Annotated in this window: 25 protein-coding genes; 3 read left to right on the plus strand and 22 right to left on the minus strand. The window is 70.1% G+C overall.

Features of this window, described 5'->3' with window-relative positions:
- The 10 genes from smc to ACWEMY_RS26940 form a co-directional block, all read right to left on the minus strand.
- Window positions 1-2,556: chromosome segregation protein SMC (gene smc / locus ACWEMY_RS26895; protein ID WP_452392268.1), on the minus strand; the 2,556-nt coding region annotated here is incomplete at its 3' end.
- A 169-nt stretch (window positions 2,557-2,725) separates the two neighbouring features.
- Window positions 2,726-3,229, minus strand: coding sequence for a DUF1707 SHOCT-like domain-containing protein (locus ACWEMY_RS26900; protein WP_452392269.1), 504 nt, complete (start codon window positions 3,227-3,229; stop codon window positions 2,726-2,728).
- Window positions 3,230-3,313: 84 nt separating this feature from the next.
- Complete coding sequence (locus tag ACWEMY_RS26905) at window positions 3,314-3,769, minus strand: DUF350 domain-containing protein (protein WP_278263832.1); 456 nt, start codon at window positions 3,767-3,769, stop codon at window positions 3,314-3,316.
- A 31-nt stretch (window positions 3,770-3,800) separates the two neighbouring features.
- Window positions 3,801-4,964 (minus strand): glutathionylspermidine synthase family protein, encoded by a 1,164-nt coding sequence (locus ACWEMY_RS26910; protein ID WP_375929270.1) that lies wholly within the window; start codon window positions 4,962-4,964, stop codon window positions 3,801-3,803.
- Window positions 4,964-5,500, minus strand: coding sequence for a hypothetical protein (locus ACWEMY_RS26915; protein ID WP_452392279.1), 537 nt, complete (start codon window positions 5,498-5,500; stop codon window positions 4,964-4,966). Before ACWEMY_RS26915 ends, ACWEMY_RS26910 begins: the two co-directional genes overlap by 1 nt.
- A gap of 184 nt (window positions 5,501-5,684) precedes the next feature.
- Complete coding sequence (locus ACWEMY_RS26920) at window positions 5,685-5,978, minus strand: acylphosphatase (RefSeq protein WP_375929271.1); 294 nt, start codon at window positions 5,976-5,978, stop codon at window positions 5,685-5,687.
- Window positions 5,975-6,418, minus strand: coding sequence for an OsmC family protein (locus tag ACWEMY_RS26925; RefSeq protein ID WP_375929272.1), 444 nt, complete (start codon window positions 6,416-6,418; stop codon window positions 5,975-5,977). Before ACWEMY_RS26925 ends, ACWEMY_RS26920 begins: the two co-directional genes overlap by 4 nt.
- A gap of 93 nt (window positions 6,419-6,511) precedes the next feature.
- Entirely contained in the window at window positions 6,512-7,252 is a 741-nt protein-coding gene (locus ACWEMY_RS26930) for a response regulator (RefSeq protein WP_375929273.1), read from the minus strand.
- Window positions 7,253-7,256: 4 nt separating this feature from the next.
- The gene (locus ACWEMY_RS26935) at window positions 7,257-9,779 is read right to left on the minus strand and encodes an ATP-binding protein (protein WP_452392270.1); all 2,523 of its coding nucleotides are present in this window, start codon (window positions 9,777-9,779) and stop codon (window positions 7,257-7,259) included.
- Entirely contained in the window at window positions 9,776-9,940 is a 165-nt protein-coding gene (locus ACWEMY_RS26940; RefSeq protein WP_375929275.1) for a hypothetical protein, read from the minus strand. The genes ACWEMY_RS26935 and ACWEMY_RS26940 overlap by 4 nt, the downstream gene beginning before the upstream one ends.
- 469 nt (window positions 9,941-10,409) lie before the next feature.
- Between ACWEMY_RS26940 and ACWEMY_RS26945 the strand changes: the two genes are divergently transcribed.
- Both ACWEMY_RS26945 and ACWEMY_RS26950 read left to right on the plus strand, forming a co-directional pair.
- Window positions 10,410-11,228, plus strand: a complete 819-nt coding sequence (locus ACWEMY_RS26945; protein WP_375929276.1) for an FHA domain-containing protein — start codon at window positions 10,410-10,412, stop codon at window positions 11,226-11,228.
- A gap of 66 nt (window positions 11,229-11,294) precedes the next feature.
- Window positions 11,295-13,169, plus strand: a complete 1,875-nt coding sequence (locus ACWEMY_RS26950; RefSeq protein ID WP_452392271.1) for a serine/threonine-protein kinase — start codon at window positions 11,295-11,297, stop codon at window positions 13,167-13,169.
- Window positions 13,170-13,289: 120 nt separating this feature from the next.
- On the opposite strand, the gene ACWEMY_RS26955 is transcribed toward ACWEMY_RS26950, so the two are convergent.
- The 10 genes from ACWEMY_RS26955 to ACWEMY_RS27000 form a co-directional block, all read right to left on the minus strand.
- Entirely contained in the window at window positions 13,290-15,431 is a 2,142-nt protein-coding gene (locus ACWEMY_RS26955) for an amylo-alpha-1,6-glucosidase (RefSeq protein ID WP_375929278.1), read from the minus strand.
- Window positions 15,428-16,588 (minus strand): glycosyltransferase family 4 protein, encoded by a 1,161-nt coding sequence (locus ACWEMY_RS26960; protein ID WP_375929279.1) that lies wholly within the window; start codon window positions 16,586-16,588, stop codon window positions 15,428-15,430. Before ACWEMY_RS26960 ends, ACWEMY_RS26955 begins: the two co-directional genes overlap by 4 nt.
- 188 nt (window positions 16,589-16,776) lie before the next feature.
- Window positions 16,777-18,264, minus strand: coding sequence for a PstS family phosphate ABC transporter substrate-binding protein (locus ACWEMY_RS26965; RefSeq protein ID WP_452392272.1), 1,488 nt, complete (start codon window positions 18,262-18,264; stop codon window positions 16,777-16,779).
- A gap of 92 nt (window positions 18,265-18,356) precedes the next feature.
- The gene (locus ACWEMY_RS26970; RefSeq protein ID WP_452392273.1) at window positions 18,357-19,394 is read right to left on the minus strand and encodes a PHP domain-containing protein; all 1,038 of its coding nucleotides are present in this window, start codon (window positions 19,392-19,394) and stop codon (window positions 18,357-18,359) included.
- A gap of 4 nt (window positions 19,395-19,398) precedes the next feature.
- Window positions 19,399-19,980: a dihydrofolate reductase family protein gene (locus ACWEMY_RS26975; protein ID WP_375929282.1), complete on the minus strand. Its 582-nt coding sequence runs from the start codon at window positions 19,978-19,980 to the stop codon at window positions 19,399-19,401.
- 63 nt (window positions 19,981-20,043) lie between these two features.
- Entirely contained in the window at window positions 20,044-20,904 is an 861-nt protein-coding gene (gene mutM, locus ACWEMY_RS26980; protein WP_375929283.1) for a bifunctional DNA-formamidopyrimidine glycosylase/DNA-(apurinic or apyrimidinic site) lyase, read from the minus strand.
- A gap of 3 nt (window positions 20,905-20,907) precedes the next feature.
- Window positions 20,908-21,639, minus strand: a complete 732-nt coding sequence (rnc, locus tag ACWEMY_RS26985) for a ribonuclease III (RefSeq protein ID WP_375929284.1) — start codon at window positions 21,637-21,639, stop codon at window positions 20,908-20,910.
- A gap of 3 nt (window positions 21,640-21,642) precedes the next feature.
- Window positions 21,643-21,825, minus strand: coding sequence for a 50S ribosomal protein L32 (gene rpmF, locus ACWEMY_RS26990; protein ID WP_022565580.1), 183 nt, complete (start codon window positions 21,823-21,825; stop codon window positions 21,643-21,645).
- Window positions 21,826-21,827: 2 nt separating this feature from the next.
- A complete protein-coding gene (locus ACWEMY_RS26995) occupies window positions 21,828-22,511 on the minus strand; it encodes a YceD family protein (RefSeq protein WP_452392274.1) in 684 nt (227 codons plus the stop codon).
- Window positions 22,512-22,598: 87 nt separating this feature from the next.
- Entirely contained in the window at window positions 22,599-23,372 is a 774-nt protein-coding gene (locus ACWEMY_RS27000) for a DivIVA domain-containing protein (RefSeq protein WP_452392275.1), read from the minus strand.
- A gap of 251 nt (window positions 23,373-23,623) precedes the next feature.
- On the opposite strand from ACWEMY_RS27000, the gene ACWEMY_RS27005 reads away from it, so the two are divergent.
- On the plus strand, window positions 23,624-24,142 hold the full coding sequence (locus ACWEMY_RS27005) for a GtrA family protein (protein ID WP_452392276.1): 519 nt from the start codon (window positions 23,624-23,626) through the stop codon (window positions 24,140-24,142).
- Here ACWEMY_RS27005 and coaD read toward each other — a convergent pair.
- Together coaD and rsmD are read right to left on the minus strand one after the other, a co-directional pair.
- Window positions 24,139-24,627 (minus strand): pantetheine-phosphate adenylyltransferase, encoded by a 489-nt coding sequence (coaD, locus tag ACWEMY_RS27010; protein ID WP_452392277.1) that lies wholly within the window; start codon window positions 24,625-24,627, stop codon window positions 24,139-24,141. The two genes, ACWEMY_RS27005 and coaD, sit on opposite strands and share 4 nt — an antisense overlap.
- Window positions 24,628-24,630: 3 nt before the next feature.
- Window positions 24,631-25,232: 16S rRNA (guanine(966)-N(2))-methyltransferase RsmD (rsmD, locus tag ACWEMY_RS27015; protein ID WP_452392278.1), on the minus strand; the 602-nt coding region annotated here is incomplete at its 5' end.

The following is a 25,232-nucleotide window of genomic DNA, read 5'->3' on the forward strand; positions in this document are numbered from 1 at the left end:
GACCGCGGCCGCCACGGCGGCGGCGCGGCGGCGCGCGGCCTGGGCGCGTTCGGCGCGGGCCCGTGCCTCCCGTTCGGCGCGGGCGGCCCGGCGCAGCGAATCCGCCTTGCCGCGTACCGATTCCGCGCGTTCCTCGGCGGTGCGCACCGTCAGCCGGGCCTCGACCTCCATGGTGCGGGCCTCGGCCAGCGCGGCGGCGGCCTCTTCGCGGGCGCGCCCGGCGGTCTCGGTGCTCGCGGCACCGAAGCTGTCGTCGTCGCCGTCGTGTTCGATCTCGGCGTGGCGCAGCCGGTCCTCGAGCTCGGCGAGGGAGGCCAGGGACTTCTCCCTTGCGGCCTCGGCCTCGGCGCGCTGCCCGGCCAGCCGCTCCCCCTCGGTCTGGGCGGCGCGCGCGCTCTGGCCGACGCGGGCGAGCCGGTCGTAGATGGCCAGCAGCGCCTGGTCGGATTCGTGCAGCGCCATCAGGGCGTGGTCGGCCGATTCCTTGCGGTCGGTCTGTTCGGCCAGCGCGCCGGCCAGCGCGGCCTCCAGTTCCTCGGCGCGGCGCTGCGCGGCGGCCAGTTCGGCGGTGGCGGCATCGATCTCGGCCTGCACCTCGAGCTGGCTGGGCATCCGCTCCGAACCGCCGACGATCCAGCCCGAACCGGCCAGGTCGCCGTCGCGGGTGACCACCCGCAGTTCCGGGCGCTGGGCGACGAGGGCGGTGGCGGCGGCCAGGTCGTCGACGACCGCGACCCCGGCGGTGAGCGCGGCGAGGGCCGGACGCACCTGGTCGGCGCCGTCGAGGACTTCGGCCAGCCAGGTCGCGCCCGCGGGCAGCGCACCGGGCGTGGCGGGCACCACGCCCTCGGTCGCGAAGACGAAGGCCACCCGGCCGCCGTCGCCGGAGCGCAGTTCGCGCACGGCCGCGTCGGCGGCGGTGACGGTCTCGGCGGTGACGGCGTCGGCGAGCGGCCCGAGCAGCGCGGCGACCGCTGCCTCGAACCCGGCCCGCACCCGCAGCTCGCCCGACAACCGGCCACCGAGCCCGGTGACCCCGTGTTCGAGCAACCAGGCCGCGCCGTCCTTGCGGGCCAGGTTCATCCCGAGCGCCTCGATGCGGGCACCGAGCCGGGCGACCAGTTTGCTCGCCTCCCGGTCCTGTTCGCGCAGTTCCCGCACGCGTTCGTCGGCCAGCTCCAGGGCGGCGACCGCGTGCTCGTGCTGGGCGTCGAGGCCCTTCTCCCCCGCGTCCAGGTCGCCGAGCTCGTCCTGCACGGCGTCGTATTCGACCTGGGCGGTCTCGCCGCGGTGGCGCGCGTCGGCGATGGCGACCGACAGGCGGGCGATCTCGGCGTCGACCGACTGGGCCCGGGTGCGCAGGGTGTCGACCTGCCCGGCCAGCCGGGCCAGGCCCTCGCGCCGGTCGGCGATGGCGCGCACGGCGGCCAGATGCGCCTGTTCGGCGGCCTTGGCAGCCTGCTCGCGATCGGCCAGCGCCTCGCGGGCGGCGTCCAGGGTCTCGGCGGCCATCTCCACCGCGTAGCGCAGTTCGGCTTCCTCGGCCTCGATGCGGTCGGCTTCGGCCTCGAGCTGTTCGGGATCGCGGCCGGTGCCCACCGGGGTCTCGGTGTCGAGGTGCCGGGCCCGGTCACCGGCGATGCGGATGGTGGCGTTGACCCGCTCGGCCAGCGCGGAGAGCTGGAACCAGGTTTGCGCGGCCGCGTCGGCGCTGGGGCTCAGCTTCGACAGCTGGAACTCCTGCTGAGCCAGCGCGGCATTGGCGGCGTCGAGCTCGGACTGCACGGTGATCTGCTGCTCGCGGGCGTAGGCCTCCTTGCTGAGCTGGGATTCCAGCTCGCCGCGGCGGGTGACCAGATCGTCGGCGGCCAGCCGCAGCCGCGCGTCCCGCAGGTCGGCCTGCACGGTCTGCGCGCGCCGGGCCACCTCGGCCTGCCTGCTCAGCGGCTTGAGCTGACGGCGCAGCTCGGTGGTGAGGTCGGTGAGCCGGGCGAGATTGGCCTGCATCGCGTCGAGCTTGCGGACCGCCTTCTCCTTGCGCCTGCGGTGCTTGAGCACACCCGCGGCCTCCTCGACGAAGGCACGCCGGTCCTCCGGCCGCGACTCCAGGATCGCCGAGAGCTGCCCCTGCCCCACGATGACGTGCATCTCGCGCCCGATCCCGGAGTCCGACAGCAGCTCCTGCACGTCCATCAGCCGGCAGCTGCTGCCGTTGATCTCGTACTCGCCTGCGCCGTCGCGGAACATGCGCCGGGTGATCGACACCTCGGCGTAGTCGATCGGCAGCGCGCCGTCGGAGTTGTCGATGGTCAGCGTCACCTCGGCGCGCCCGAGCGGGGCCCGCCCGCTGGTCCCGGCGAAGATGACGTCCTGCATCTTGCCACCCCGCAACGCCTTGGCACCCTGCTCACCCATCACCCAGGTGAGCGCGTCCACGACATTGGACTTCCCGGACCCGTTCGGGCCGACGACGCAGGTGATGCCCGGTTCGAACCGCAGGGTGGTCGCGGAGGCGAAGGACTTGAAACCCTTCAACGTCAGGCTCTTCAGGTGCAAGCTGTGCCCCTCTCCGCGAATCGGGCCGGACCTGGGCGCGGGCAGGACAGAACACGCGGTCGGCGATGGTCGGGTCGCGCCGGTCAGCCGGTCGATGACCCGTGTGCTCGCGTGAGCCTAACCGAAGACGGCGACACCACCGTCCCACCAGGCTGCGATTCGGCCCGGCTCAGTGCGGATCGCGCGGACCGTGGTGTTTGCCGTGGGGGTCCAGGTGGTTCCTGTGCTTCTGCATCTGGCGGAGGTGGGTCTGGGTGCCAGGGGTGGCTTCCCAGCCGGTGATGACGCGGAAGAGCAGGACCGCGCCCCAGGGGCCGATGACCCACATGGGCCAGAAGTAGGTGAGTTCGCCCGCGGTCAGACTGATCAGGCCCCAGATGACGAGCACGATGACGCTGACGCCGAGCCAGCTGCCCGCCTCGATGCGCTGCCAGACCGGAAGCCGCTTGGTGGGGCGGGGCGCCGGGGCGGGGGCGTCGGGCTGGGAAGGCAGTGGGGGCAGGTCGGACAGGACGACGGCGAGCTGGTCGCGCGTGGTCGTCTCGTACACCTTGGCGACGCGCTGGTCGTACTCGGTGAGGTCGAGGCGGCCGTCGGCGAGGTGGGTGCCCAGCTGGGCGACGATCGCGTTGCGTTCGGCGTCGGACGCGCGTGTACCCGGGCTGATATCCATGCCGACGTCCTCTCGGTCACCCTCACAGTGGTCTGCTGGTGTCCAGCGTCCACCCTCCACTGTGCGATGTCAACCCGGGCCAGGTCAGAGGATCGCGAAGGCCACCACGAGGCCCAGCGCGAAGTGCGCGGCGGCGACCACCAGCACCTCGGGGGTGTAGGTGTCGGCGTGCAGGGTGCGGCCGATGTCGATGCCGGTGACCTTCTCGATGATGCGCACCGAGACCACCTGCGCGATGATGCCGACCAGGCCGTACACCACGGCCGCGATCAGCCCTTCGGTCAGCTTGTTGACCCCGCCGGTGGCCAGCACGGCGAACACCACGATGAACGCCATGCTGATCATGCCCGCGGCGGAGACGATGAGCGCGTTCGGCTTGCCACCGACGACCAGGTCGCGCAGCTTGCCCGGGGTGGTCAGGTCGATGGCGAAGAAGCCGATCAGCATCAGGGCCAGGCCGATCAGGCAGTACAGGATGATGGCGCCGACGCCTTCACCGAGTGCACTCCAATAACCCGATTCCAGGGCGAGGGCGGTCATCGTGGTCCTTTCGGAAACAAGTGGTGTGTGGTCAGTCGACGATGCGGTGCGGGACGAAGGCCGCGCCGTCATCGGTGATCAGGCCCGCGGTCTCGCGGATGCCGAGGCCCGCCGCGGTGTCGCCGACGACCCAGGCGCCCAGCACCGGGCGCATGCCGTCGAATTCCGGGAGCGGGTCGAGCAGCTGGTAGACGAAACCCTCGTGACCGTAGACACCACCGGTCGCGGTCTCCATCCCGGCACCGACGATGGTCATATTGGCGCCCTCACGGCCCAGCTTGGGCTTGCGGATGTACTCGGTGAGCTCGTGCGGGTCGTCCAGGTAGGCGGGCAGCAGATTGGGATGGCCCGGATACATCTCCCACAGGATCGCCAGGATGGCCTTGTTGCTCAGCAGTGTCGTCCACAGCGGCTCGACCCAGGCCGTGGCGGGCAGGCTCGCCACGACCCGCTTGCCGAAATCGTCGTCGAGGATCCACTCCCACGGATACAGCTTGAAGACCGCCTCGATCGGCGCCTCGGCCAGATCCACGAAGCGGTTCAGCTCGATGTCGAAGCCGACCTCCTCGATCGGCAGCGCGACGGTGTCGAACCCGGCCTCGGCCGCGGTCTCCTGCATGTACGCGGTGGTGACATTGTCCTCGCCGGTGGCGTCGGCCCCCGACCAGGTGAAGTGCAGTTCGCTGCCCGGCAGCACCCCGCGCAGCTCGGTCCAGCGCTCCACCAGCTTCTCGTGCAGCGAATTCCACTGGTCGCCACCGGGATACACCTGCTGGAGCCAGTGCCACTGGATGATGGCGGCCTCGAGCAGCGAGGTGGGGGTGTCGGCGTTGTACTCGAGCAGTTTGGCCGGGCGCCGCGCGTCGTAGCGCAGATCGAAGCGGCCGTAGACGTACGGGTCGCTGCGACGCCAGGATTCGGTGATCGGGCCCCAGCTCCATTCCGGCAGACCGAAATCGGCGAAACGCTCGGTGAGCACCACGTGCTCGGCGGCGTGCAGGCACATCGACTGCAGCAGTTCCACATCGGCTTCCAGCGCGAGGATCTCGTCCATCGAGAACTCGTAGTGCACCGATTCGTCCCAGTACGGCCGCGGCTGACCGCTGGCGTCGCGGCCCGGCGCGCCGTAGACCAGGCCCTGACTCTCGATGATCTGCTGCCAGCCCGGCCGGGGCGTACTCCTCGTGCGCCGCATCAGGATCCGCTCCCGCCGGTGGACTTGCTACCCAGGCCACCGCGCTGGATGGTGGTGCCGGACTTGGTCTTGATCTCGGCGTTGCGCGGTTTGACCGAGCTGCCGCCGGTGGGCGGCTTGCCGATGGTGGGGGTGCCGCCGTAGTGGTAGCGGTACTGCGGCCAGCCCAGCAGGATCAGGCTGCCGCCGCCCCCGTGACTGGTGTCGCTGCGGAAGTTGGTCTTGCCGTCACCGCAGTACTCGTCGGCGACGACGACCTCGTTGCCGTTCTCGTCGACCTGCACGCACGACGCGGTGACCTGGTCCGGCGCGGTGACCGCCCGGTAGGCCAGGTATCCACCGCCGACCAGCGCGGCGACGCCGACCACGGCGATCCCGCCCATCATCACGCGTTTCCTGGTGCGCCGCTTGGCCTCCTCGGCCTCGGCGGCGGCGCGCTGGGCCTGTTCGGCCTGCTTGCGCGCCTTGTCCCTGGCGCGCGCCTCGGCGACGGTCGGCGGACGCGGCTGGGTGGTGCCCGGTTCCTGGCGTTCCATCCGGCCGGGCCGGGACTGCTCACCGGCGGGCGGCTCGGGGGGCTGCTGCGGCATCGGCGGCCAGCCCGCGCCCGGGTCGGGTGGTGACCAGGGTGACTGTCCGGACTCGCCGTCGCCGGGCCGATCGGGCGGACCAGGGTTCTGTGTGCTCACCGCTGCCGCCCCCTTGCCCCCGAAGTCACCACTAGCGCTCCTCGAATCCCGTCATGTCGCCCCGCGCGGGCTCCCAGCTTTCCACAACCAGGTCCACCCGGCCAGGCGGTCCGGCCGCCACTGCGCCGGACCGTAGCAGCTCCAGCAGTTTCGCGCCCGCCGTTCGGGGGCCTTCGGCGACCACGTGCACCCGCCCGTCGCGGTGGTTGCGCGCGTAGCCGACCAGGCCGAGTTCCAGTGCGCGCGAACGGGTCCACCAGCGGAAACCCACGCCCTGGACCTGTCCGTGGACCCAGGCGCTGAGCCGGACCGGCGCCTCGCTCATGCGTCGATGTCGAAGTTCAGGCTCACTTTGGCGCCGGCCTTGATCGTGCGGCCCACGGTGCACACCTTGTCCACGGCGCGCTGCACGGTGACCAGCAGCCGCTCGCGCGCGGCCTCGTCGAGCTCGGACAGGTCCAGCTCCATGATCTCGTCGAGCTGCGGGTACACCTCGTTCTCGCGGTCGGCGTCACCGGAGACCCGGATGGTGGCGTCGAAGTCGTCGCCGAGGCGGCGCGACAGCGGCAGATCCGAGCTCAGTCCGGTGCAGGCGGCGAGCGCGATCTTCAGCAGCTCGCCGGGGGTGAAGGCGCCCTCGACGCCCTGCGAGGCGATCAGCACCTCGGCGCCGCGCGAGCTGCGCCCGGTGTAGGCGCGGGTCCCGGTGCGTTCGACCCACAGCTCGGTCGGTGCGGTGGTCACGGGTGCGTTCTGCTCAGCCATAGTCGTTGATCCTGCCATTCGCCTCGACAACGATGCACGCCTGGCAACATCCGCGCCGGTCGCGGCATTCCGGCGCGGTGACCCGGCCCACTGTCACTCCTGGAAGCGATACCCCATCCCGGCCTCGGTGAGCAGGTGGCGCGGGTTGGCCGGGTCGTCCTCGAGTTTGCGGCGCAACTGCGCGAGATAGACCCGCAGATAATGGGTTTCGGTGACATAGGCGGGCCCCCACACCTCGCGCAGGAGTTCCTTGCGGCCCACCAGTTTCCCGCGATGACGCACCAGCATCTCGAGCATGCCCCACTCCGTCGGGGTCAGGTGCACCGGAGTGCCGTGCTTGGTGACCCGTTTGGCGACCAGATCGACGGTGAACGACGCCGTCTCCACCACCGGATCGGCGTCGTCGGCGGCGGTGGCGCCGCGCCGGATCGCCGCGCGCAGCCGGGCCAGCAGCTCGTCCATGCCGAAGGGCTTGGTGACGTAGTCGTCGGCGCCGGCGTCGAGGGCTTCGACCTTGTCGGCGGAGTCGGTGCGCGCCGAGAGCACCAGCACCGGCGCCGAGGTCCAGCCGCGCAGCCCGGCCAGTACCTCGATGCCGTCCATGTCGGGCAGGCCGAGGTCGAGCACGACCACGTCGGGGTGTTTCTCGGCGGCGGCGCGCAGCGCGGCGGCGCCGGTCCCGGCCGTGATCACCTCGTACCCGCGCACCGACAGGTTGATCCGCAGCGCGCGCACGATCTGCGGCTCGTCGTCGACGACGAGCACGATCGCGCGCGGGATCCGGTCGGAGTCCGTCGCGCGGGGGCTCGATGGTTCGGGAGGCGGGTTGCCCATGGACTCACTTTCCTCGCGGGTCGGCGGGTGGTGCCTCGGCCCGCGCTCCCGAGGGTAGGTCGACGAGCATCGTCAGACCGCCGCCCGGGGTCGGTTCGGCGTGGACCGTGCCGCCCATGGCCTCGACGAATCCGCGCACCACCGACAGGCCGAGGCCGACGCCGGTGGTGTTGTCGTGGTCGCCGAGGCGCTGGAACGGTTCGAAGAGCTGTTCCTCGGTGCCCGCGGGCACGCCGGGCCCCCGGTCGACCACCGCGATCGACACCCGGTCGCCGTGCTGCTCGGCGGTCACCCGCACCGGCGTCGCGGGGCCGGAGTGGCGCAGCGCGTTGTCGAGCAGATTGGCCAGCACCCGTTCGAGCAGTCCCGGGTCGGCGGGTACGGAGACCTCACCGACCTCCACGCGCACCCGGTCCCTGGCCGCCCGGCGCGGCCCGCGCGCCCCCATCCCCACGCTGACCAGCGCGCGGTGCACGGCCTCGTCCAGATACACGCGCTGCGTCCGTGGCGTGACCGCACCGACGGTGAGCCGCGAGGAGTCGAGCAGATTGCCCACCAGCGTGGTGAGCTGATCGACCGATTCCTCGATGGCCTCGAGCAGTTCGCCGGTGTCCTCGGCCGAGAACTCGATGTCGTCGCTGCGCAGGCTCGACACGGCGGCCTTGGCCCCGGCCAGCGGGGTGCGCAGATCGTGGCTGACCGCCGAGAGCAGCGCCCGGCGCAACCGGTCGGCCTCGAGCAGCGCCGCCGCGGCGCTCGCCTCCTCGGCCAGTTCGGCCTGGCGCACCAGCCCGACCGCCTGATTGGTGACCGCGTTGAGCACCGGCCGGTCGGCCGCGTCGATCGACCGGCCCGCCAGCAGCAGACAGCTGTGCGCGTCACCGGCCTCGATGACGGTCTGCGCCGCGGCCCGATCCGCCGGTGGATCACTGCCCACCGCGGCGACGATCCGTCCACCGCCGCACAGGCTCACCGCCCGCTGACCGTAGGTCTCACGGACCTGTTCGAGCAGCCTGGGCAGGTCGGCGCCGTGCAGGACCGACCCGGCGAACAGCGTCAGCAACTCGGCCTCCCTGGACGCCTTGCGCGCCTGCCGCGACCGTGCGGCGGCCACGTCCACCAGCGCCGCCACCGCCACCGCGACGATGAGCAGCACCACCACGGTGACGAAATTGTCCGGCTCGGCGATGGTGAAGCTGAAGCGCGGCGCGGTGAAATACCAGTTCAGCAGCAACCCCGACAGCAGCGCCGACAACCCCGCGGGCACCACGCCGCCGAACAGCGCCACCGCGACGACGCCGACGAAGAACAGCGCGCTGAGCCCGCCCAGCTGCAGCCAGCGATCGAGCAGCAGCCCACACAGCAGGCTGACCAGCACCGGCACCAGCACCGCGGCCGACCACGCGAACACCGGTCTTCGCGGGCGCAGCCGATGCCTGCGCACCCCGCCGTCGGCCTCCTCGTGGGTCACCATGTGCACATCGATGCGGCCCGAGCGCTGCACCACGGTGGCGCCGATGCCCTCGTCGAGAATCCGCGCCCAGCGCGAACGCCGGGAGGTGCCCAGCACCAGCTGGGTGGCGTCGACCTCGCGGGCGAAATCGAGCAGCGCGGTGGGCACGTCGGCGCCGGTGACGGTGTGCAGCGAGGCGCCGAGCCCGGCGGCGAGGGCACGCAGCGTCGCCATCCGTTCGGTGGACACCCCGGCCAGCCCGTCACCGCGCACCACGTGCACCACGACCAGTTCCGCACTGGATTTCGAGGCGATCCGCCCGGCCCGGCGCACCACCGTCTCCGATTCGCGGCCGCCGGTCACCGCGACGACGACGCGTTCGCGTGCCTCCCACAGGTCGGTGATCCGGTGCTCGGCCCGGTATTTCGCCAGTGCGGCGTCGACCTGGTCGGCCAGCCACAGCAGCGCCAGTTCGCGCAGTGCCGTCAGATTGCCGGGGCGGAAGTAGTTGCGCAGCGCCGCGTCGATCTTGTCGGCGGCGTAGACATTGCCGTGGGAGAGCCTGCGCCGCAACGCCTCCGGCGTGAGGTCGACCAGTTCCACCTGGTCGGCGGCGCGCACCACCGCGTCCGGCACGGTCTCGCGCTGCTCGATGCCGGTGATCCGCGCGACCACGTCGTTGAGGCTCTCCAGGTGCTGCACGTTCACCGTCGAGATGACGTCGATGCCCGCGTCGAGCAGCTGTTCGACATCCTGCCAGCGCTTCTCGTTGGCGCTGCCCGGCGCGTTGGTGTGCGCCAGTTCGTCGACCAGCACCACCGCGGGCCTGCGGGCCAGCACCGCGTCGACGTCGAGTTCGGTCAGTTCGGCGCCCCGGTAGGTGACGGTTCTCGGCGCGATCCGCTCGATGCCGTCGAGCAACTCGGCGGTCTTCTCGCGGCCGTGCGTCTCCACCACGGCCGCCACCACGTCGCGGCCGCGTTCCAGCCGCCGGTGCGCCTCGCCGAGCATGGCGTAGGTCTTCCCCACGCCCGGCGCCGCACCCAGGTAGATGCGCAGTTGTCCGCGTTTCACCGGTCCATCATCGCGGGTAGGCGCGGCGGAACCGGCGCACGCACCGGCAACACACCAACGGTCACCATCGGCGAGTGCGAAGCGTTCAGCCGGTTCAGCACCCGGAGCAGCAGCAGTGATCCGACGAAACCGAGGATCACCGCGACAGTCACTACAGACACCGCGATCTCACTTTCCGTGCGCACAGGGACAGCCGGCGAACTCGCCCGCCGCCGGACCATTGTGGTCCCGCCGAGCCGCCCTGAACTCGATCTTTACGGTGCCTTGACGGTTATCCGCCCCGCATTGACGACATCCGCACGCCGCACCCTTGCGCAGCCGGATCGTCGCCGGCATCTCGGCCGCGGGCGGTACACCGCTGCGTGTGCACGCGCTCGAAGGTCGCCCGGGTGGCGCGCGCCCGCGGCATCACCGCCGACCAGCTCGGCGACCTGGTGGCCGCACGCTCAGTTTCCCCGGCGAGCCACGGGTGAACGTCGTCGAGCTCGATCTCGCATCGGACGAACGCTTGCCGTTCCGGAGCTGACCGCGCCCGGCGGAACGCGTTGTGGTTTCGATGTCCGATTTGCGTGGGGTGACGGGGGTGCTCCGATACCGTTCGGGCGGCGGTTTCGACGGAAGGATGATGCGATGGCCGACGACGGTTTCGTGCCGCAGGTGTTGTCGAGCTCGATGCGGAGCTTGTCGGGTGGCGTTCCACCCGCGCCGCTGGGCACGATCTTCGCGCTGGGGACCGACGGCGGTTATGCCGTCCCGCCGCGGGAGTTCCGGCTGTACTTCGGCCGATCCCGAGACGACGTCCATGTCCCCATCGGGGTCGGTGACGAGCGGGTCAGCCGTAGACATGGTGTCTTCGAGTACGACGGACAGCAGTGGCGGGTGAGCAATCTGGGACAGCTGCCGATCGAGTTCCCCGGCGAAGGGCTGCTACTGAATGGCCAGCAGCGTGCCGTCGCACCCGGGTACACACCGATGTTCATCGGATCCAGGAAGGACCGGCCGCACCTGCTGGAGGTTCATGTGGTCCGCGCCCATACCGAGAATTCCATCGAACGACAGCACAGCCGCACCGTGCCTCCGAAGGCGTATCCCTTGAGCTCGGACGAAAAATTGGTGCTTACCGCACTCGCCCAACGGTATCTGCGCCAGGAACGCTATCCGCAGCCGCTGTCGTGGCGGCAGGTGGCCGAAGAGCTGAACAGCGGCCCGGACGAGCGGCTGTGGTCGCCCAGGACTGTGGCCTACATCGTCGGCGTGGTGCGGGAGCGGCTGTCGATGGCCGCTGATCCGGTCGAGGGGATCCGGATCGAGGACGGAATCGGCGAACCTGTCGGAAATACCTTGAACCACAATCTCATACAGGCATTGCTACGATCTGCGACACTGGCACCAGCAGATCTCCAGAGGCTCGGCAGCGCCCTCGACGACGACCCGGCCGTGCCGGTGTGACGGTAGCTCGACGAAATCTCCACGACGGCGACGAGATCCGCCTCGGCGACACAGAGGTGCGAGAAAATGGCCCTGCGACCAGGGGACACCTTCGCCGGATACATCATCGAAGGCATTCTCGGCGTCGGCGGCATGGGCATCGTCTATCTGGCCCTGCACCCCCGGCTCAGCAAGCGCCGCGTCGCGTTGAAGGTTCTCGCCGACGTCCTCGCCGGTAATGCGGACGCCCGTCGCGCTTTCGACCGGGAGGCGGAGTTGGTGGCCGATCTCCGGCACCCCAACATTGTCACCATCTACGACCGCAGCAAGCCCGGCGAACCGGAATTGTGGCTATCGATGGGTCTTGTGCCCGGCGGCGATGTCAAGGCGCTGCTCGCTGATTCGCCGCGGGGATTGGCACCCGAATTGGTGCTGCGACTGCTGTCCGATGCTGCCGAGGCACTGGACTACGCCCATTCCCAGGGAATCCTGCACCGCGATGTCAAACCGGCGAACCTGCTGATCGAACCGGCGCCCCGCGGTGGGTTGCGTGCTGTGCTGGGCGATTTCGGTATCGCGCGCGCTCTCGACGCGACAGCGACGGCCTCGGCGATCGCGGTGACCTTCGCCTATGCGGCGCCCGAGAGGTTCCTGGGCAGCGAGGTCGATCACCGGGCGGATATCTATTCCCTGGGCTGCACTCTTCATGAACTACTCACCGGGCAGACTCCGTACCCGCTCGATACCCAGGCCGCGGTCATGGGCGCGCACCTTCGCGCCGACCCGCCGTCACCACATGCCCTCCGGCCGGACCTTCCCGCGGCACTCGATGCCGTCATCGCGAAGGCCCTGGCCAAGAAATCCGACGATCGGTACGCGAGCTGCGCCGAACTGATCGAGGCGGCGCGACGATCACTCACGGACATGGCCGATCAGCCCGGATCCGGCGGTACCTCCGCCCCTCCGGCTGCGCCCACGGCCACTGCACCGAAGCCTCCCGCGACAGGTACGACGCGGGTGCCCGCGCAGACAGCGGCAAAGAGGTGGGTTCCCGCTTCGTGGCCGGATGCCGACAACGTCCACCGGTCACCGACCGAACGGGCTCAGTCGATCACGACAGGTAGCGCGGGTGAGCACTCCGCATCGTCCCCTCCCACCTCGGGCATGAGGTCGGCAGGCGCTCACAACAGCGGAGTTCGCCGGAGCACGCTGCCCGCGAAGTCCCCGATACGCCACCGATTGACGGAACCGATGCTGCCAGGGCTGAGCGATCGGCAGATCAAACTCGGACAAAGGTGGGAGGTGGGCTTTGTGGTCCTCCTGGTCTTGCCTCTCGTGGCCATGGGCATATGGGCGAACGGCAGGAGCGGCGTCGATGGCGCGACACCCAGTGCGTACAGAACGACCCAGGCGTTGGACGAGCAGGCCGCCTACACTCGAACGGCGTCGCCGAGTATGACACCGGCGGAGCACAGCAGCTCGGATGCCACCACCACGACCCGCCGAGCCACCACATCGGCATCGGCGACCTCGGCCATCGACCGGAGCACGGCGGTGACAACGACAGTACCGGTGGGGCGGTCGCGACCGCGCGCGTTGGTGGGTGACTGCATTGCGTTGAACGCCACCGGGAATCTGACGCGCGCTGGTTCCGACTGCGAGAACGGAGACCGCCCCTACAAGGTCAAGGCGATATTGCATCCAGACAACCCCGACTGGGAATGCCCGAATTCGAAAGATGGCTTCATTGTCGATGAGGATTACGGCCTGTGCCTCACCGTCTTTATGGTCGCCAACTATTGTTACCGCCTGACCGACCCCGCTGGTCCTGTCCTCCCGGCGTCGTGCTCGCCCGGAAACTTCGTTGCCCTGCGAACCACACGATCGGTGTCCGGATGCGGCGGACATGCCTCCTTGTCATTCCACGGGGGAACGATCACCTATTGCATCCGATATCTCTGACGGCCATCGCGGCGAACGTCGTCGAGCTCGATCTCGCCCTGGACGACCGTTTCCCGGTCCTGAATTGACCGGGTCGGGGCCGGATGCGAGCGAGAGATCCGGCCCCGATCCTGCTGTGTGTTAACGGTTTTCGTCGGTGATCAACGCCCACCCCTCGGGCAGACCCGTCACCGTCACCGCCGAACCGCAGACCTCGAGATCCACCGTCGCCTCCCCCAGCCGGAACTCCGAGAGCCGCACGCAGCCCCATGCCGCGGGCACCTGCGGTCGCACGGTCAGGGTGCGGCCCGGCACGTCGGGGTCGAGCCCGAGGAACGAGCGCACCAGCAGCAGCGGCGCCGCGCTGGCCCACGCCTGTGGCGAACACGAGGTGGGGTAGGGCACCGGCGCCTGGAATCTGGCCCGCGGGAAACCGCAGAACAGTTCCGGCAGCCTGCCGTCGAAGGCGGCCGCCGCGTCGAGCAGCCCGGCGGAGAGCTTGGTCGCGAGGGCGACAGCGCCTGGCACGTGCTGGTAGCGCATGAGCCCGGCGACCGCGATGGCCGTGTCGTGCGGCCAGATCGAGCCGCAGTGATAGCTCATCGGGTTGTAGGCGCCCATGTTCGAGGCCAGTGTGCGCAGGCCGAAACCCGAGTCCATGTCCGCGGTCGCCAGATTGCGGATCAGGATCTCGGCGTGCTCGTCGGTGGCGATGCCCGACCACAGGCAGTGCGCGGCATTGCTGGTGAGCGCGTCGATCTGGCGTTTGCTCCCGTCGAGCGCGACGGCGTACCAGCCGTAGTGCGGCAGCCAGAACTGCTCGGCGAACTTGGTGCGCAGTTCCGCGGCCCGCTCGCGCATCCGGGTGGCCAGGACGGTGTCGTCGAAGGCGTCGGCCAGTTCGGCGCGGGCCAGATAGGCCGCGTAGACATAGCCCTGCACCTCGCACAGCGCGATGGGCGCCTGGGCGATGTGGCCCGCGGCGTCGTTGATCCCGTCGAAGCTGTCCTTCCAGCCCTGGTTGATCAGGCCGCGGTCGGTGGCGCGCACGTATTCGACGAAGCCGTCGTCGTCGCGGTCACCGAAGTCGGTGATCCAGCCGATGGCGGCGTCGGCGGCGGGTAGCAGCGTCGCGATCGACGCGGGTTCCGCGCCCCAGCGCAGGCATTCGGCCAGCAGCATCACGAACAGCGGGGTGGCGTCGACGGTGCCGTAGTAGATCTGCCCGCCCAGCACCTGGCCCACGGCCGGGCCGCGGCGCATCTCGTGCATGATCCGGCCGGGCTCCTCCTCCACCAGCGGATCGACCGTCTGCCCTTGCAGTTCGGCCAGCTGTTGCAGGGTGCCCAGGGCCAGATCGGTTTCCAGCGGCAGCGACATCCAGGCCGTCAGCAGCGAATCGCGGCCGAACAGCGTCATGAACCAGGGCGCGCCCGCCGCGACGAAGGGCCTGCCGGTGCCGGAGTCGGTGTGGATCTGCAAGGCGCCCAGGTCGCTCTCGCTGCGCCGCAGCACCCGGTTGAGCAACCCGTAGTCGGCGCTGATGTCGGTGGCGGTGGCCCGCCAGGCCTGGATCTTGCGCACCGGTTCGCTGTCGCGGTAGCGCTCCTTGGGCGTGCCCTGGGTCTGCGGACGCTGTGCCGCCCCGGCGGGCGCGGCGGTGATCTCGGTCTGCCAGCGGCCGCCCGCGGGCACCACCACGCGCCAGATCATGGTGCCGGGCAACACCATCGGCTCGATGGAGGAGGTCAGCGCCAGGCCGCGCGACAGGTCGGTGCGGTCGTGCAGCAGCAGTTCCCCGTCGGAGGTCGTCATCTCCGAGCGGTGACTGCCCATCCGGCCTTCCTTCACCGAGAACAGATCGACGAAATCGGCGTCGACGTGCAGCTCGAGCACCACCGCGGTGGCCTCACGGCTCATGTTGTCCAGCGTGATCAGCTCGTGCATGCCGTCGGCGACGAGCCGGTCGCGCACCACCAGCAGGGTGCTGTCGGCCCGGCCCTGCTGCGGCGGCCTGCGCAGCACGAACCGCGCCGCGAAGGCCTCCGGGCTCAGCACCGACAGCGGCTCGGGCCGCTTGCCGTCGATCATCAACTCCCAGCGCGAGATCACCCGGGCATCCCGGAAGAACAGGCCCTGGGGCTTGCCCGGCTCGATGTCACCGAGCCGGTCGGACAGGCAGAACGTGCCACCTTCGACGAGGGTCACATTGCCCCCGCTGCCGCCGAGCCCCGCGGGTTCCCCCGCGTTGAGCGGGCTCGGCGACCCGTCGTCCTGACTCATCCGCGCCCGCCGGCCGCCCCGACCGGAACGGGCAGCGCGTAGCCGTCGCCGACGCCACCGATCGTGGTGCGTGCCAGCAGGTCGCGGTACACCTGCTCGTAGCCGCGCCCGAGGGTGTCGGCGCCGAAGTGGTCGACCACGTGGGCCCGGCAGGCGGCCGGGTCGTAGGTCGCGACTTCGGCGATGGCGGCGGGCAATTCGGCCGGATCGTCACAGATCCGCCCGGTGACCCCGTCGACCACCACCTCGCTCACCGCGCCACCGCGCAACGCCACCACGGGCGTGCCGCAGATCATCGCCTCGATCATCACCATGCCGAACGGCTCCTCCCAGCGGATGGGGAACAGCAGACACCGAGCTCCGGACAGGAGTTTACGCTTGGCCGCCGCGTCGGCGAGGCCGAACATCTGATCCGCGTCGGTCATCCGGGGGGCGACGAACTCCTCGTAGTAGGCCTTCTCCGGCGCCTCGCTGCACTTGCCCGCCAGGATCAGCGGGATGCCCGCCGCGTGGGCGGCGTCCAGCGCCAGGTGTGGGCCCTTGTCGGCGCTGAAGCGGCCGAGGAACAGGGCGTAGTCCTGCTTTTCGGTCTGGTACGGCCACTGCTCGGGGCGCAGCGCGTTGTGCACCCGGCCCGCCCACGGCAGGTCCGGGGCCAGCGCGCGCTGGCGGTCGCTGATCGCCACCAGCGAGCACTCCTGGCCCAGTTCGCGGTAGTACCGGTAGCAGTCGTCCTGGACCGGGCCGTGCACGGTGACCACCGTGGGCAGGCCCAGATCGGCGTAGGCGGGCGCGTTGAGCGGACCGGCGAAGGTGTGGTCGTGGACCAGGTCCACCCCTTCGGTCTCGGCCAGGCGCTCGATCGCGCGGCGCACCCGCAGCGCGTGGACGATCTCGGGGAACGGATCACCCAGCCGCTCGGGCTGGATCCGGTCCCACAGCGGCACGAAGTTCGCCTTGGTTCCGGGCTCGCCCGCGCCGAACAGGGTGACGTGATGGCCGCGCTCACAGAGCGAATCGACCAGATCGGCGACTACGGCTTCGACGCCGCCGTAGGCCTTGGGGGGAACATCGAAATACGGGGGAACAACCATCGCGATACGCAGTGGATTCTCGAAGAACCCGGCCGGCGACATTGCCGACATGTCTGCACTCATGACCTTCCTTCCAGGGACACAACCTCGCAACACTTGCTTTGAACAAGAGATGGCCGGAATGCGCACCCGCCTGAACAGAGTGGCCGTGATGGAACGTACCCCGCTACCGGAGAGTAAACCAGCGTCGCCTCGTGAATTCGTGTCGGCGATGCCGCGCCGGGACAGGAGATTCCGCCGTCAACAGCCCTCTACGGCGTACAGAATTTCGGTTCGGACTCGGTATCGCACGGTATGTTGCCGAACTCGATCATGGTGAGCCTGGCCTTACCTCGGGTCAGGTAGTCCAGGAACTGGGCCACCAGCGAATCACCGGCGACCGGCCCGTGGGTGTACGCGTATTCCACGCCGGTGAACGGATACGTGCCGTCGCGCACCGCCTCCCGCGTGGGCGCGATCCCGTCGATGGTCACCGCCGCCACGTCCGCGCCCACCGCCGAGGTCTCCAGATACCCCACCGCGCCAGGGATTTTGGCAACAAACACAGCCACTTCCTCGGTGACGTCCACCTCGCACTGTGTCCCGCCCACCGCCATCCCCACGCAACTGGTGTAGCGGAACACCTTCCGGTTCTCCTCGAGCAGCCGGGCCTCCAGCGCGCGGCGGGTGCCCGATCCCGCGGTGCGGTCGATCAGCACCACCGGCAGGTCCGGCCCGCCGATCTCGTTCCAGTTGCGGATGTTTCCGCGATACAGATCACGGATCTGGGCGGTGGTCAGATCCCGCAGCCCGACGGCCGGGTGCACCACCATCGAGAACGAGCTGCGCACCAGCGGATGCTCGGTCAGCGAGGCGAACGAGGTGCCCTTGCCGCCGTCACCGATCGCGAGCACGGCGGTGGTCTCCCCCACCCTGGTCAGTGCCCGCAGACCGGGTTCGGTGCCGGTGAAGTCGAAGCTGAACCGGGCGGCGGTGCAGGTCTTCTCGTAGTTCTCGGCCGCCTTGCGGATCGCCGGGGCCAACGCCGTCGAGCCGACGACGGTCAGCGCGCCCTCGGCGCAGTCACGCGGCGGCGGGTCCGCGCGCAGCACCGCGACCAGCAGCTGGGTCAGCACCACCAGGGCCAGGAACACGCTCAGCCCCAGCAGCGCGGGCTCACGCCGCGACCCGCTCGAGGTCAGCACGAACCGGCCGCCCTTCAGGCTGCCGACCTTCTGGATGACCTTGGTCGCGTTGCGGTCCAGCGGATCGGGCGCGGGGCCTTCCAGCACGGCGAGCACCTTGTAGTGCTCGCCGCGTTCGAGTCGTTCGGCGGGCAGCGCGATCTCGGCGTGGCCGTCGTCGTCGGCGCCCGCGGCGATCGCGCGCAGCGCCGGGCTCAGCGGCTGCACCGGTGCCCCGGACTGGTCGACCCGCTCGGTCACCTCCACCACGCTCACCCGATGCTGCGGGAAGCTCAGCCGTGGCCTGCCGGTGCCGCCGTAGTCACCGTCCTCGATGGTGGCGTTGCCGTCGTTCTCGATCCGGATGAGTACCACCGATTTCGGTGCCGCCGGACCGGACCCCGCCGGTGGCGCGGCCGCGTTCGGGTCCTCCAGGATCCGGCTGGCCGGGGTGTTCATCTGCACGCGGTACCCGAGGCGCTTGCGGCCGACGAAGACGAACTCGCGCAGGAACGCGGCGACCGCGACCACCAGACCGATCAGCGACAGGACGACATCGACCGGAAAATCCCCCATCGCCCACCCCACCTCGACCCGCTGCGCGTATCCGTATGTCTACCAGCCGGATCCGCGTTCGAGCACGCCGACATCAACTGTTCGGCCGGACTTCACCCACTGGGTACCGCCGTCCACGCGAGCAGCTCCTCGACCGGCCAGGTGTCGATCACCCGCGCCGCGTCGACCCCGTGCGCGAGCGCGCGTTCGCAGCCGTAGCCCTGCCAGTCGAGCTGCCCCGGCGCGTGCGCGTCGGTATCGATGCTGAAGTAGCACCCCATCTCCACCGCCAGCTCGATCAACCGTCCCGGTGGATCACGGCGCTCGGGCCTGCTGTTGATCTCGACGGCCGTGCCGTAGCGGCGGCACGCCTCGAAGACGATTTCGGCGTCGAAGCTGGACTCCGGCCGGGTGCCTCGGCCACCCTCCACCAGGCGCCCCGTGCAGTGGCCCAGGATGTCGACGTGCGGGTTGGCGACGGCGTCGACCATGCGCCGGGTCATCGTGGCGCTGTCGTCGCGCAGGCGCGAATGCACGCTGGCGACGACGATGTCGAGCCGGTCGAGCAGCTCGGGCTCCTGGTCGAGGCCGCCGTCGTCGAGGATGTCGACCTCGATCCCGGTGAGCACGCGAAACGGCGCCAGCCGCGCGTTGAGTTCGGCGACCACGTCGAGCTGACGGCGCAACCGCTCGGCGGACAACCCGTTGGCCACGGTGAGCCGAGGCGAGTGATCGGTCAGCGCGCAGTACTCGTGCCCCAGCGCCGCCGCGACGGCCATCATCTCGGCGATCGGGCTGCCGCCGTCGGACCAGTCGGAATGCGTGTGCAGATCACCGCGCAGAGCCTTGCGCAGCGCGGCACCGGCCGGGGCGATGGGCTCGGCCGACGCGCGCAAGTCGGCGAGATAGTCGGGCACCGCACCGGTCTGGGCCTGTTCGATCACGGCGGCGGTCTTGGGACCGATGCCGGTGAGCTCGCGCCAGCTGTGCTCGCGTGCGCGGGCGGCGAATTCGGTGGCGGACAGGGCGGCCACCACGTCGGCGGCCCGGCGGTAGGCCTTCACGCGGTGCGTCTCGGCGCGACCGCGTTCGAGCCAGAACGCGATCTCGCGCAGCGCCGCGACCGGACCGGGACCGCCCGCCGCCGTCATGGCCCTACCTGATCCGGCCGTACTTGAGGAAGGCGACGCCGTCGGCGTACACCCGGCTGGTGATCACCCGGAACCGTTCCGGCGCGGGCAGTCTCGCGCCGCCGCCGAAGAGCGGGCGGCCGGTGCCGAGCACCACCGGATACAGCTTGAGGAACACCTGGTCGATCTCGGGCAGCAGCGTCTGGGCCAGCTCACCGCCACCGCAGAGCCAGATACCCAGCCCCGCTTCGCGTTTGAGCGCCCGCACCGCGCCCACCGGGTCGGACCCGATCACCTCCACACCGGGCGCGGGCGATTCGGGCAGCGTGGTGGACACCACGTACTGGCGCAGATGCTCGTACGGACTGGCCGTGCCGGTCCGCACCCCGAAATCGTGGGTCTTGCGGCCCATGATCACGGTGTCGAAGTAGACATTGCCCGCCGCGATGCCGCGCGCCTCGCGCACCTTGGTCGGCAGCGTCTCGGGATACTGGGTGATGATCGAGGGCCCGTGGTCGCCGCCGACGGGGAAGAAATCCAGTGTCCCGTCCTCGGCGGCGATGAACCCGTCGATCGTCGATGCCACGAAATAGGTCAGCTTGCGCATAACGTCCTCCTGCACGGACCCGGCCGGTCACGACCCGTCACCAGAAACGGTAGCGCGCCGGGTTCAGCGGCGGCGCGGCTTCCGCTGACACGTCGGGCAGGAAAAAGACGATCTGTTCATGAATTGCTCGCGCACCAGCAGCGCGCCGCACCGATCGCACGGTTCGTTCTCCCGCCCGTATGCGGCCAGTGAGCGGGAGAAATAGCCGGATTCGCCGTTCACATTCACATACAGCGCGTCGAAGGAGGTGCCGCCGACGGCCAGCGCTTCGCTCATGACCGCGGTGACGCCGTCGAGCAGGGCGCGCACGGCGGGCCGGGTCAGGCCGGAGGCGAGGCGGGTGCCGTGCAGGCCGGCTCGCCACAGTGCCTCGTCGGCGTAGATGTTGCCGATGCCGGAGACCACGGTCTGATCCAGCAGTACCCGCTTGATCTCGGTGTTCTTGGCGCGGATGGCGGCCACCGCGGCCTCGCGGTCGAACCGGGGGTCCAGGGGGTCGCGGGCGATGTGGGCCACCGAGTCGGGCACCGGGGTGCCGTCCACCGTGACGAGCTCGCCGAGCGCCCAGCCGCCGAAGGTGCGCTGGTCGACGAAGCGCAGTTCGGTGCCGTCACCGAGCCCGGCGCGGATGTGGGCGTGCTTCTCGAGCGGGGCGCCCGCGGGCTGCACCAGCATCTGCCCGCTCATCCCCAGGTGCACGATCAGGGCGGTGTCCGGCTCGTCGAAGGTGAGCCACAGGTATTTGCCGCGGCGCTGCGCGGCCTCGATACGCAGCCCGGTCAGCCGGGCCGCCAGATCGGCACCACCCGGGGCATGCCTGCGCACGGCCCTCGGGTGGGTGACGACGATGTTCTCGATGGCACGCCCGACGGCATGCTCGGCCAGACCGCGCCGCACCACCTCGACCTCGGGCAGTTCGGGCACGGCTCAGGCTTCTGCGACGGGTTCGTCGGTGAGCGCCTGGTAAGCGGCCCCGGCGGCCTTCTGCTCGGCTTCCTTCTTGGAGCGGCCGACACCCTGACCGTACGGACGACCGGCGATCACCGTGGTGGCGGTGAACTCCTTGTTGTGGTCCGGGCCGGTGGAGGTGATCTCGTAGGCGGGCACGCCCAGCCCGCGTTCGGCGGTGAGCTCCTGCAGGCTGGTCTTCCAGTCGAGACCGGCGCCCATGCGGGGGCCACGCTCGAGCAGTTCGGCGAACAGGCGCAGCACGACGCCACGGGCCACTTCGATGCCGTGCTCGAGATGCACGGCGCCCAGCAGCGATTCCATGCCGTCGGCGAGGATGCTCGGCTTGTCGCGGCCGCCGGTGAGTTCTTCGCCCTTGCCGAGCAGCAGGTACTGGCCGAGTCCGCCGTCGCCGAGTCCGCGCGCGACCTCGGCGAGCGCGTGCATGTTCACCACGCTGGCGCGCAGCTTGGCGAGCTCACCCTCGGACTTGTCCGGGTGCTCGGTGTAGAGGCGCTCGGTGATGCTGAGGCCGAGGACCGAGTCGCCGAGGAACTCGAGGCGCTCGTTGGTCGGCAGACCGCCGTTCTCGTACGCGTACGACCGGTGCGTCAGCGCGAGGCGCAGAAGCTCCGGTCGTACGTCGACACCGAGGGCGGTGAGCAGGCTGGCGTGATCCGCCGCGCCTACTGTGTCTTTGCTCGCTGTCACGAATCAGACAGCAGCGGTGACCTGGCGGCCCTTGTAGGTGCCGCACGACGGGCACGCGATGTGCGGGAGGGTCTTCTCACCGCAGGCACGGTTCGGGCAGGTGACCAGGGTCGGCGCGACGGCCTTCCACTGGCTGCGCCGCGACCGGGTGTTGGAACGGGACATCCGGCGCTTGGGAACAGCCACGGCTACTTCTCCTCTGTGTTTTCGCTGACCACGTGGACATCGTTTGCCACGGGAGCGGATCGGTCTGGGGTGGTGGCACCCTCGGCGGGGTCGCCGGTGCCGGGCGTCTCGGTGGCGAAACTCGCCAACTTCGCCCAGCGAGGGTCCAGTATCTCATGCCCATGATCGGAACCCGCAATCGCCATCCGCACACCGCACTCGGGGCACAGGCCCCCACAGTCCGGGGTGCACAGCGGCTGCAGCGGGAGCTCCAGCCCGATGGCGTCGAGGATCACCGGCTCGAGGTCGATGAGGTCGTCTTCCATGCGGTAGACCTCGTCGTCCTCGGTCGTCTGCTCGGTGGTGCTGTCCGGATACGCGAACAGCTCCGTCAGACGAATCTCCACCCGGTCGTCGAACGGTTCGAGGCAGCGCGAGCACTCCCCCACCGTCGGCGCGGACGCCGTGCCGGTGACCAGCACGCCCTCCGAGACGGCCTGCAACTGCAGGTCGAGTTCCACCGCGGCCTCGGCCGGGATGGCGATCAGGTCGAGACCCAGCCGCTCGTGGTCGGTGACAGTGCGACGCAACTCCCGCATGGTCCCCGGCCTGCGGCCGAGACTGCGGACGTCCAGCACGAAACCCGCGTCGGACACAGGGCCGTTGGCCTTGCGTGGACGCGCGGATGAACCGGAACCGGCGGACATCACTGACTCACTAACCGTCGAGGGGATGATGGGCAACCACTCAACAGTACGGCAGGACCCCGGCCGAACTCAAAACGCGCGGTGCGCTCAGCGCCGGTGCTCGGCGGCGTATTCCGGGTAGTCCCCGGCGGGCGCACCGCGCATGTGCCTGCGGCCACGGGTGATGGTGCGCCGGGTGGTGCCGACCGTCTCCTCCAGTTCGGCCAGTCGGCCGTCGAGATCACCCATCCGCTCGTCGACGTAGTCGTCGCATTCGGCGCGGACCCGGTCGGCCTCGGCCTGGGCGTCGTCGATGAGCCGGGCCGATTCGACGTGCGCGGCCCGCACCACCTCGGTCTGCGACACCAGGCGGGCCTGCTCGGCCTGGCCGTCGGCGACCGAGCGCTCGTAGGACGCCTTACCGGACTCGATGGCCCGGTCGGCGTCGATCTGGGCGCGGCCGGTGAGTTCGTCGTATTCGGCGTTGCCGTCGGCGATCACCTGTTCGGCCTCGGCCTGGGCGGTGCTGACCAGCCGGTCGGCGTGCGCGGTGGCCTCGGCGACCATCCGGTCGGCGTGCGCCTTGGCGTCGGCCAGGATGCGGTCGGCCTCGGTGCGGGCCGCCTCGACGGTGGTGCGGGCCTGCTCGTCGGCCGCGGTGACGGTGGCCTCGGCCCCGGCGCGGGCGTCGCCGACGATCTTGTCGCGGTGATCCAGGACGTCCTGGGCGTCGTCGAGCTCGCCGGGCAGGGCGTCGCGAACGTCGTCGAGCAGTTCGAGGACGTCACCGCGCGGCACGATGCAGCTGCGGGTCGGCGGGATGCCGCGCGCCTCTTCGACGATGGCGACCAGTTCGTCGAGTGCTTCGAATACGCGATACATGCTCACTACCCTCCTGCGGACTCACGGCGAAACCACTACCGCCGCCGCCCAGTGTGCCCGTCGCGGGCGCCTGTGCCGAATGTCGTCGCGGTGTGTCGCGACAGTGTCCTAGATCGCACGGATATCAAGTGGAGTGAAGCCCTCCACTTCGGCTACCATCGGTGGGCACGACAACGCCGTCGCCGGGAAGTTCCACACGCTTTTCGCTGTTGTTCCTCTCGACGTCTGTTCATCGCGATCGGAGTCGAACCATGACCGTCCTGGAAACACCGAGACCTTCGGTGCTGCACGTCGCGGGCATGTTCACCCCCTTCGCCAACCCGCTGCCGCTGGTCGTCGCGCCGGTTCCGGTGCGCCCGCGGGTGGACCGGACCCTGCGCTATCTGCGCGGCGACCGCGCCCTGCCGCAGCTCATCCGCTTCGCGCTGGTCGGCGGGTCCAGCAATATCGCCTATGTGCTGCTGTTCTTCGCCATGGTCGGCGTCGGGCCGCTGATCGCCAATGTCGTCGGCTCGATCGTGAGCACCGTGCTCGCCAACGAGCTGCACCGTCAGCTCACCTTCCACGCCACCGACCGGGTCAGCTGGTTCACCGCGCAGTGGGAGGGCGGCGGGCTGGCCCTGCTCGGCCTCGGTATCACCACCGCGGGCCTGGCCGCGCTCGGCGTGTGGGCGCCCGGCCTGGGCGACACCGCGCAGGCCCTGGTGGTCCTGGGCATCACGGCCGCCGTCGGCGGCCTGCGCTTCCTGGCTCTGCGCGGGCTGTTCTAGGCGTTCTTGCGCTCGGCGATCTTCTCGAGCAGCCGCTTGTGCACGGTCGGCGGAAGCATGTCGCTGACATCGCCGCCATAGGCCGCGACTTCCTTCACCAGCGAGCTGGACAGGAAGCTCAGCGAGGGGTTGGTGGCGATGAAGAAGGTGTCGACGCCGGCGAGCTTGTGGTTCATCTGCGCCATCTGCAGCTCGTAGCCGAAGTCGCCCGCGTCGCGCATGCCCTTCACGATCGCGCGGATGCCCTCCTGCTTGGCGAAGTCGACCGTGAGCCCCTGCCAGGAGGCGACCCGCACATTGGGCAGGTGCCGCACCGCGTCGCGCAGCAGTTCCATGCGTTCCTCGACGGTGAACATGCCCTGCTTCTTGGGGTTCACATTCACCGTGACGACCACCTCGTCGAACTGCGCGGCCGCGCGGGTGAACACATCGAGGTGACCGTTGGTGACCGGGTCGAAGGAGCCGGGGCACAGTGCTGCAGCCATGACTCAGACGCTAGCACCGAACTGGGCGAGCTCGATTCTGGTCTCCCCGTATTTGCGGGTCTTCAGCGGCGCATAGCCTGCGGGCCAGGTGATTTCGGGTGAGCGGATGGAGCGTTCCACGATCACCAGGGCCTCGGGGGCGAGCCAGCCGTTGGCGGCCAGGGCGGCGAGGTCGGCGGTGACCTCGGGGGTGCTCACGTCGTAGGGCGGGTCGGCGAAGACCACGTCGTAGTCGTCGGGTGCGGGCTGGGCCAGGACGGTGCCCACGGTGCCCAGGCGCAGTTCGGCGCCGGGCAGGCCGAGGTCGGCGATATTGGCGCGCACCACCGCGGCGGCCTTGCGGTCGGATTCGACCAGCAGGGCGTGTGCGGCGCCGCGCGAGAGCGCCTCCAGGCCGAGCGCGCCCGACCCCGCGTAGAGGTCGAGCACGCGCGTGCCGTCGAGGTCGAGGCGGGCGTCGATGGCGCTGAACAGCGCCTCGCGCACCCGGTCGGAGGTGGGCCGGGTTCCGGGGGGGGGGGCCCTAGGGGGGCCCCCCCCCGCCGGTGCCCCCGCCCTTGGGGGCTGTACCTTACACCCGCCCCCCCATAAACACCAAAAGAATA

This window comes from Nocardia sp. NPDC004415 (genome assembly GCF_053602435.1).

Excerpts from the sequence above, each read along its gene's own strand:
- ACWEMY_RS26900 (WP_452392269.1), bottom strand. The coding sequence starts at position 3,229 with ATGGATATCAGCCCGGGTACACGCGCGTCCGACGCCGAACGCAACGCG.
- ACWEMY_RS26905 (WP_278263832.1), bottom strand. The coding sequence starts at position 3,769 with ATGACCGCCCTCGCCCTGGAATCGGGTTATTGGAGTGCACTCGGTGAA.
- ACWEMY_RS26910 (WP_375929270.1), bottom strand. The coding sequence starts at position 4,964 with ATGCGGCGCACGAGGAGTACGCCCCGGCCGGGCTGGCAGCAGATCATC.
- ACWEMY_RS26915 (WP_452392279.1), bottom strand. The coding sequence starts at position 5,500 with ATGGAACGCCAGGAACCGGGCACCACCCAGCCGCGTCCGCCGACCGTC.
- ACWEMY_RS26920 (WP_375929271.1), bottom strand. The coding sequence starts at position 5,978 with ATGAGCGAGGCGCCGGTCCGGCTCAGCGCCTGGGTCCACGGACAGGTC.
- ACWEMY_RS26925 (WP_375929272.1), bottom strand. The coding sequence starts at position 6,418 with ATGGCTGAGCAGAACGCACCCGTGACCACCGCACCGACCGAGCTGTGG.
- ACWEMY_RS26930 (WP_375929273.1), bottom strand. The coding sequence starts at position 7,252 with ATGGGCAACCCGCCTCCCGAACCATCGAGCCCCCGCGCGACGGACTCC.
- ACWEMY_RS26945 (WP_375929276.1), top strand. The coding sequence starts at position 10,410 with ATGGCCGACGACGGTTTCGTGCCGCAGGTGTTGTCGAGCTCGATGCGG.
- ACWEMY_RS26950 (WP_452392271.1), top strand. The coding sequence starts at position 11,295 with ATGGCCCTGCGACCAGGGGACACCTTCGCCGGATACATCATCGAAGGC.
- ACWEMY_RS26955 (WP_375929278.1), bottom strand. The coding sequence starts at position 15,431 with ATGAGTCAGGACGACGGGTCGCCGAGCCCGCTCAACGCGGGGGAACCC.
- ACWEMY_RS26960 (WP_375929279.1), bottom strand. The coding sequence starts at position 16,588 with ATGAGTGCAGACATGTCGGCAATGTCGCCGGCCGGGTTCTTCGAGAAT.
- ACWEMY_RS26965 (WP_452392272.1), bottom strand. The coding sequence starts at position 18,264 with ATGGGGGATTTTCCGGTCGATGTCGTCCTGTCGCTGATCGGTCTGGTG.
- ACWEMY_RS26970 (WP_452392273.1), bottom strand. The coding sequence starts at position 19,394 with ATGACGGCGGCGGGCGGTCCCGGTCCGGTCGCGGCGCTGCGCGAGATC.
- ACWEMY_RS26975 (WP_375929282.1), bottom strand. The coding sequence starts at position 19,980 with ATGCGCAAGCTGACCTATTTCGTGGCATCGACGATCGACGGGTTCATC.
- ACWEMY_RS26995 (WP_452392274.1), bottom strand. The coding sequence starts at position 22,511 with ATGTCCGCCGGTTCCGGTTCATCCGCGCGTCCACGCAAGGCCAACGGC.
- ACWEMY_RS27000 (WP_452392275.1), bottom strand. The coding sequence starts at position 23,372 with ATGTATCGCGTATTCGAAGCACTCGACGAACTGGTCGCCATCGTCGAA.
- ACWEMY_RS27005 (WP_452392276.1), top strand. The coding sequence starts at position 23,624 with ATGACCGTCCTGGAAACACCGAGACCTTCGGTGCTGCACGTCGCGGGC.
- coaD (WP_452392277.1), bottom strand. The coding sequence starts at position 24,627 with ATGGCTGCAGCACTGTGCCCCGGCTCCTTCGACCCGGTCACCAACGGT.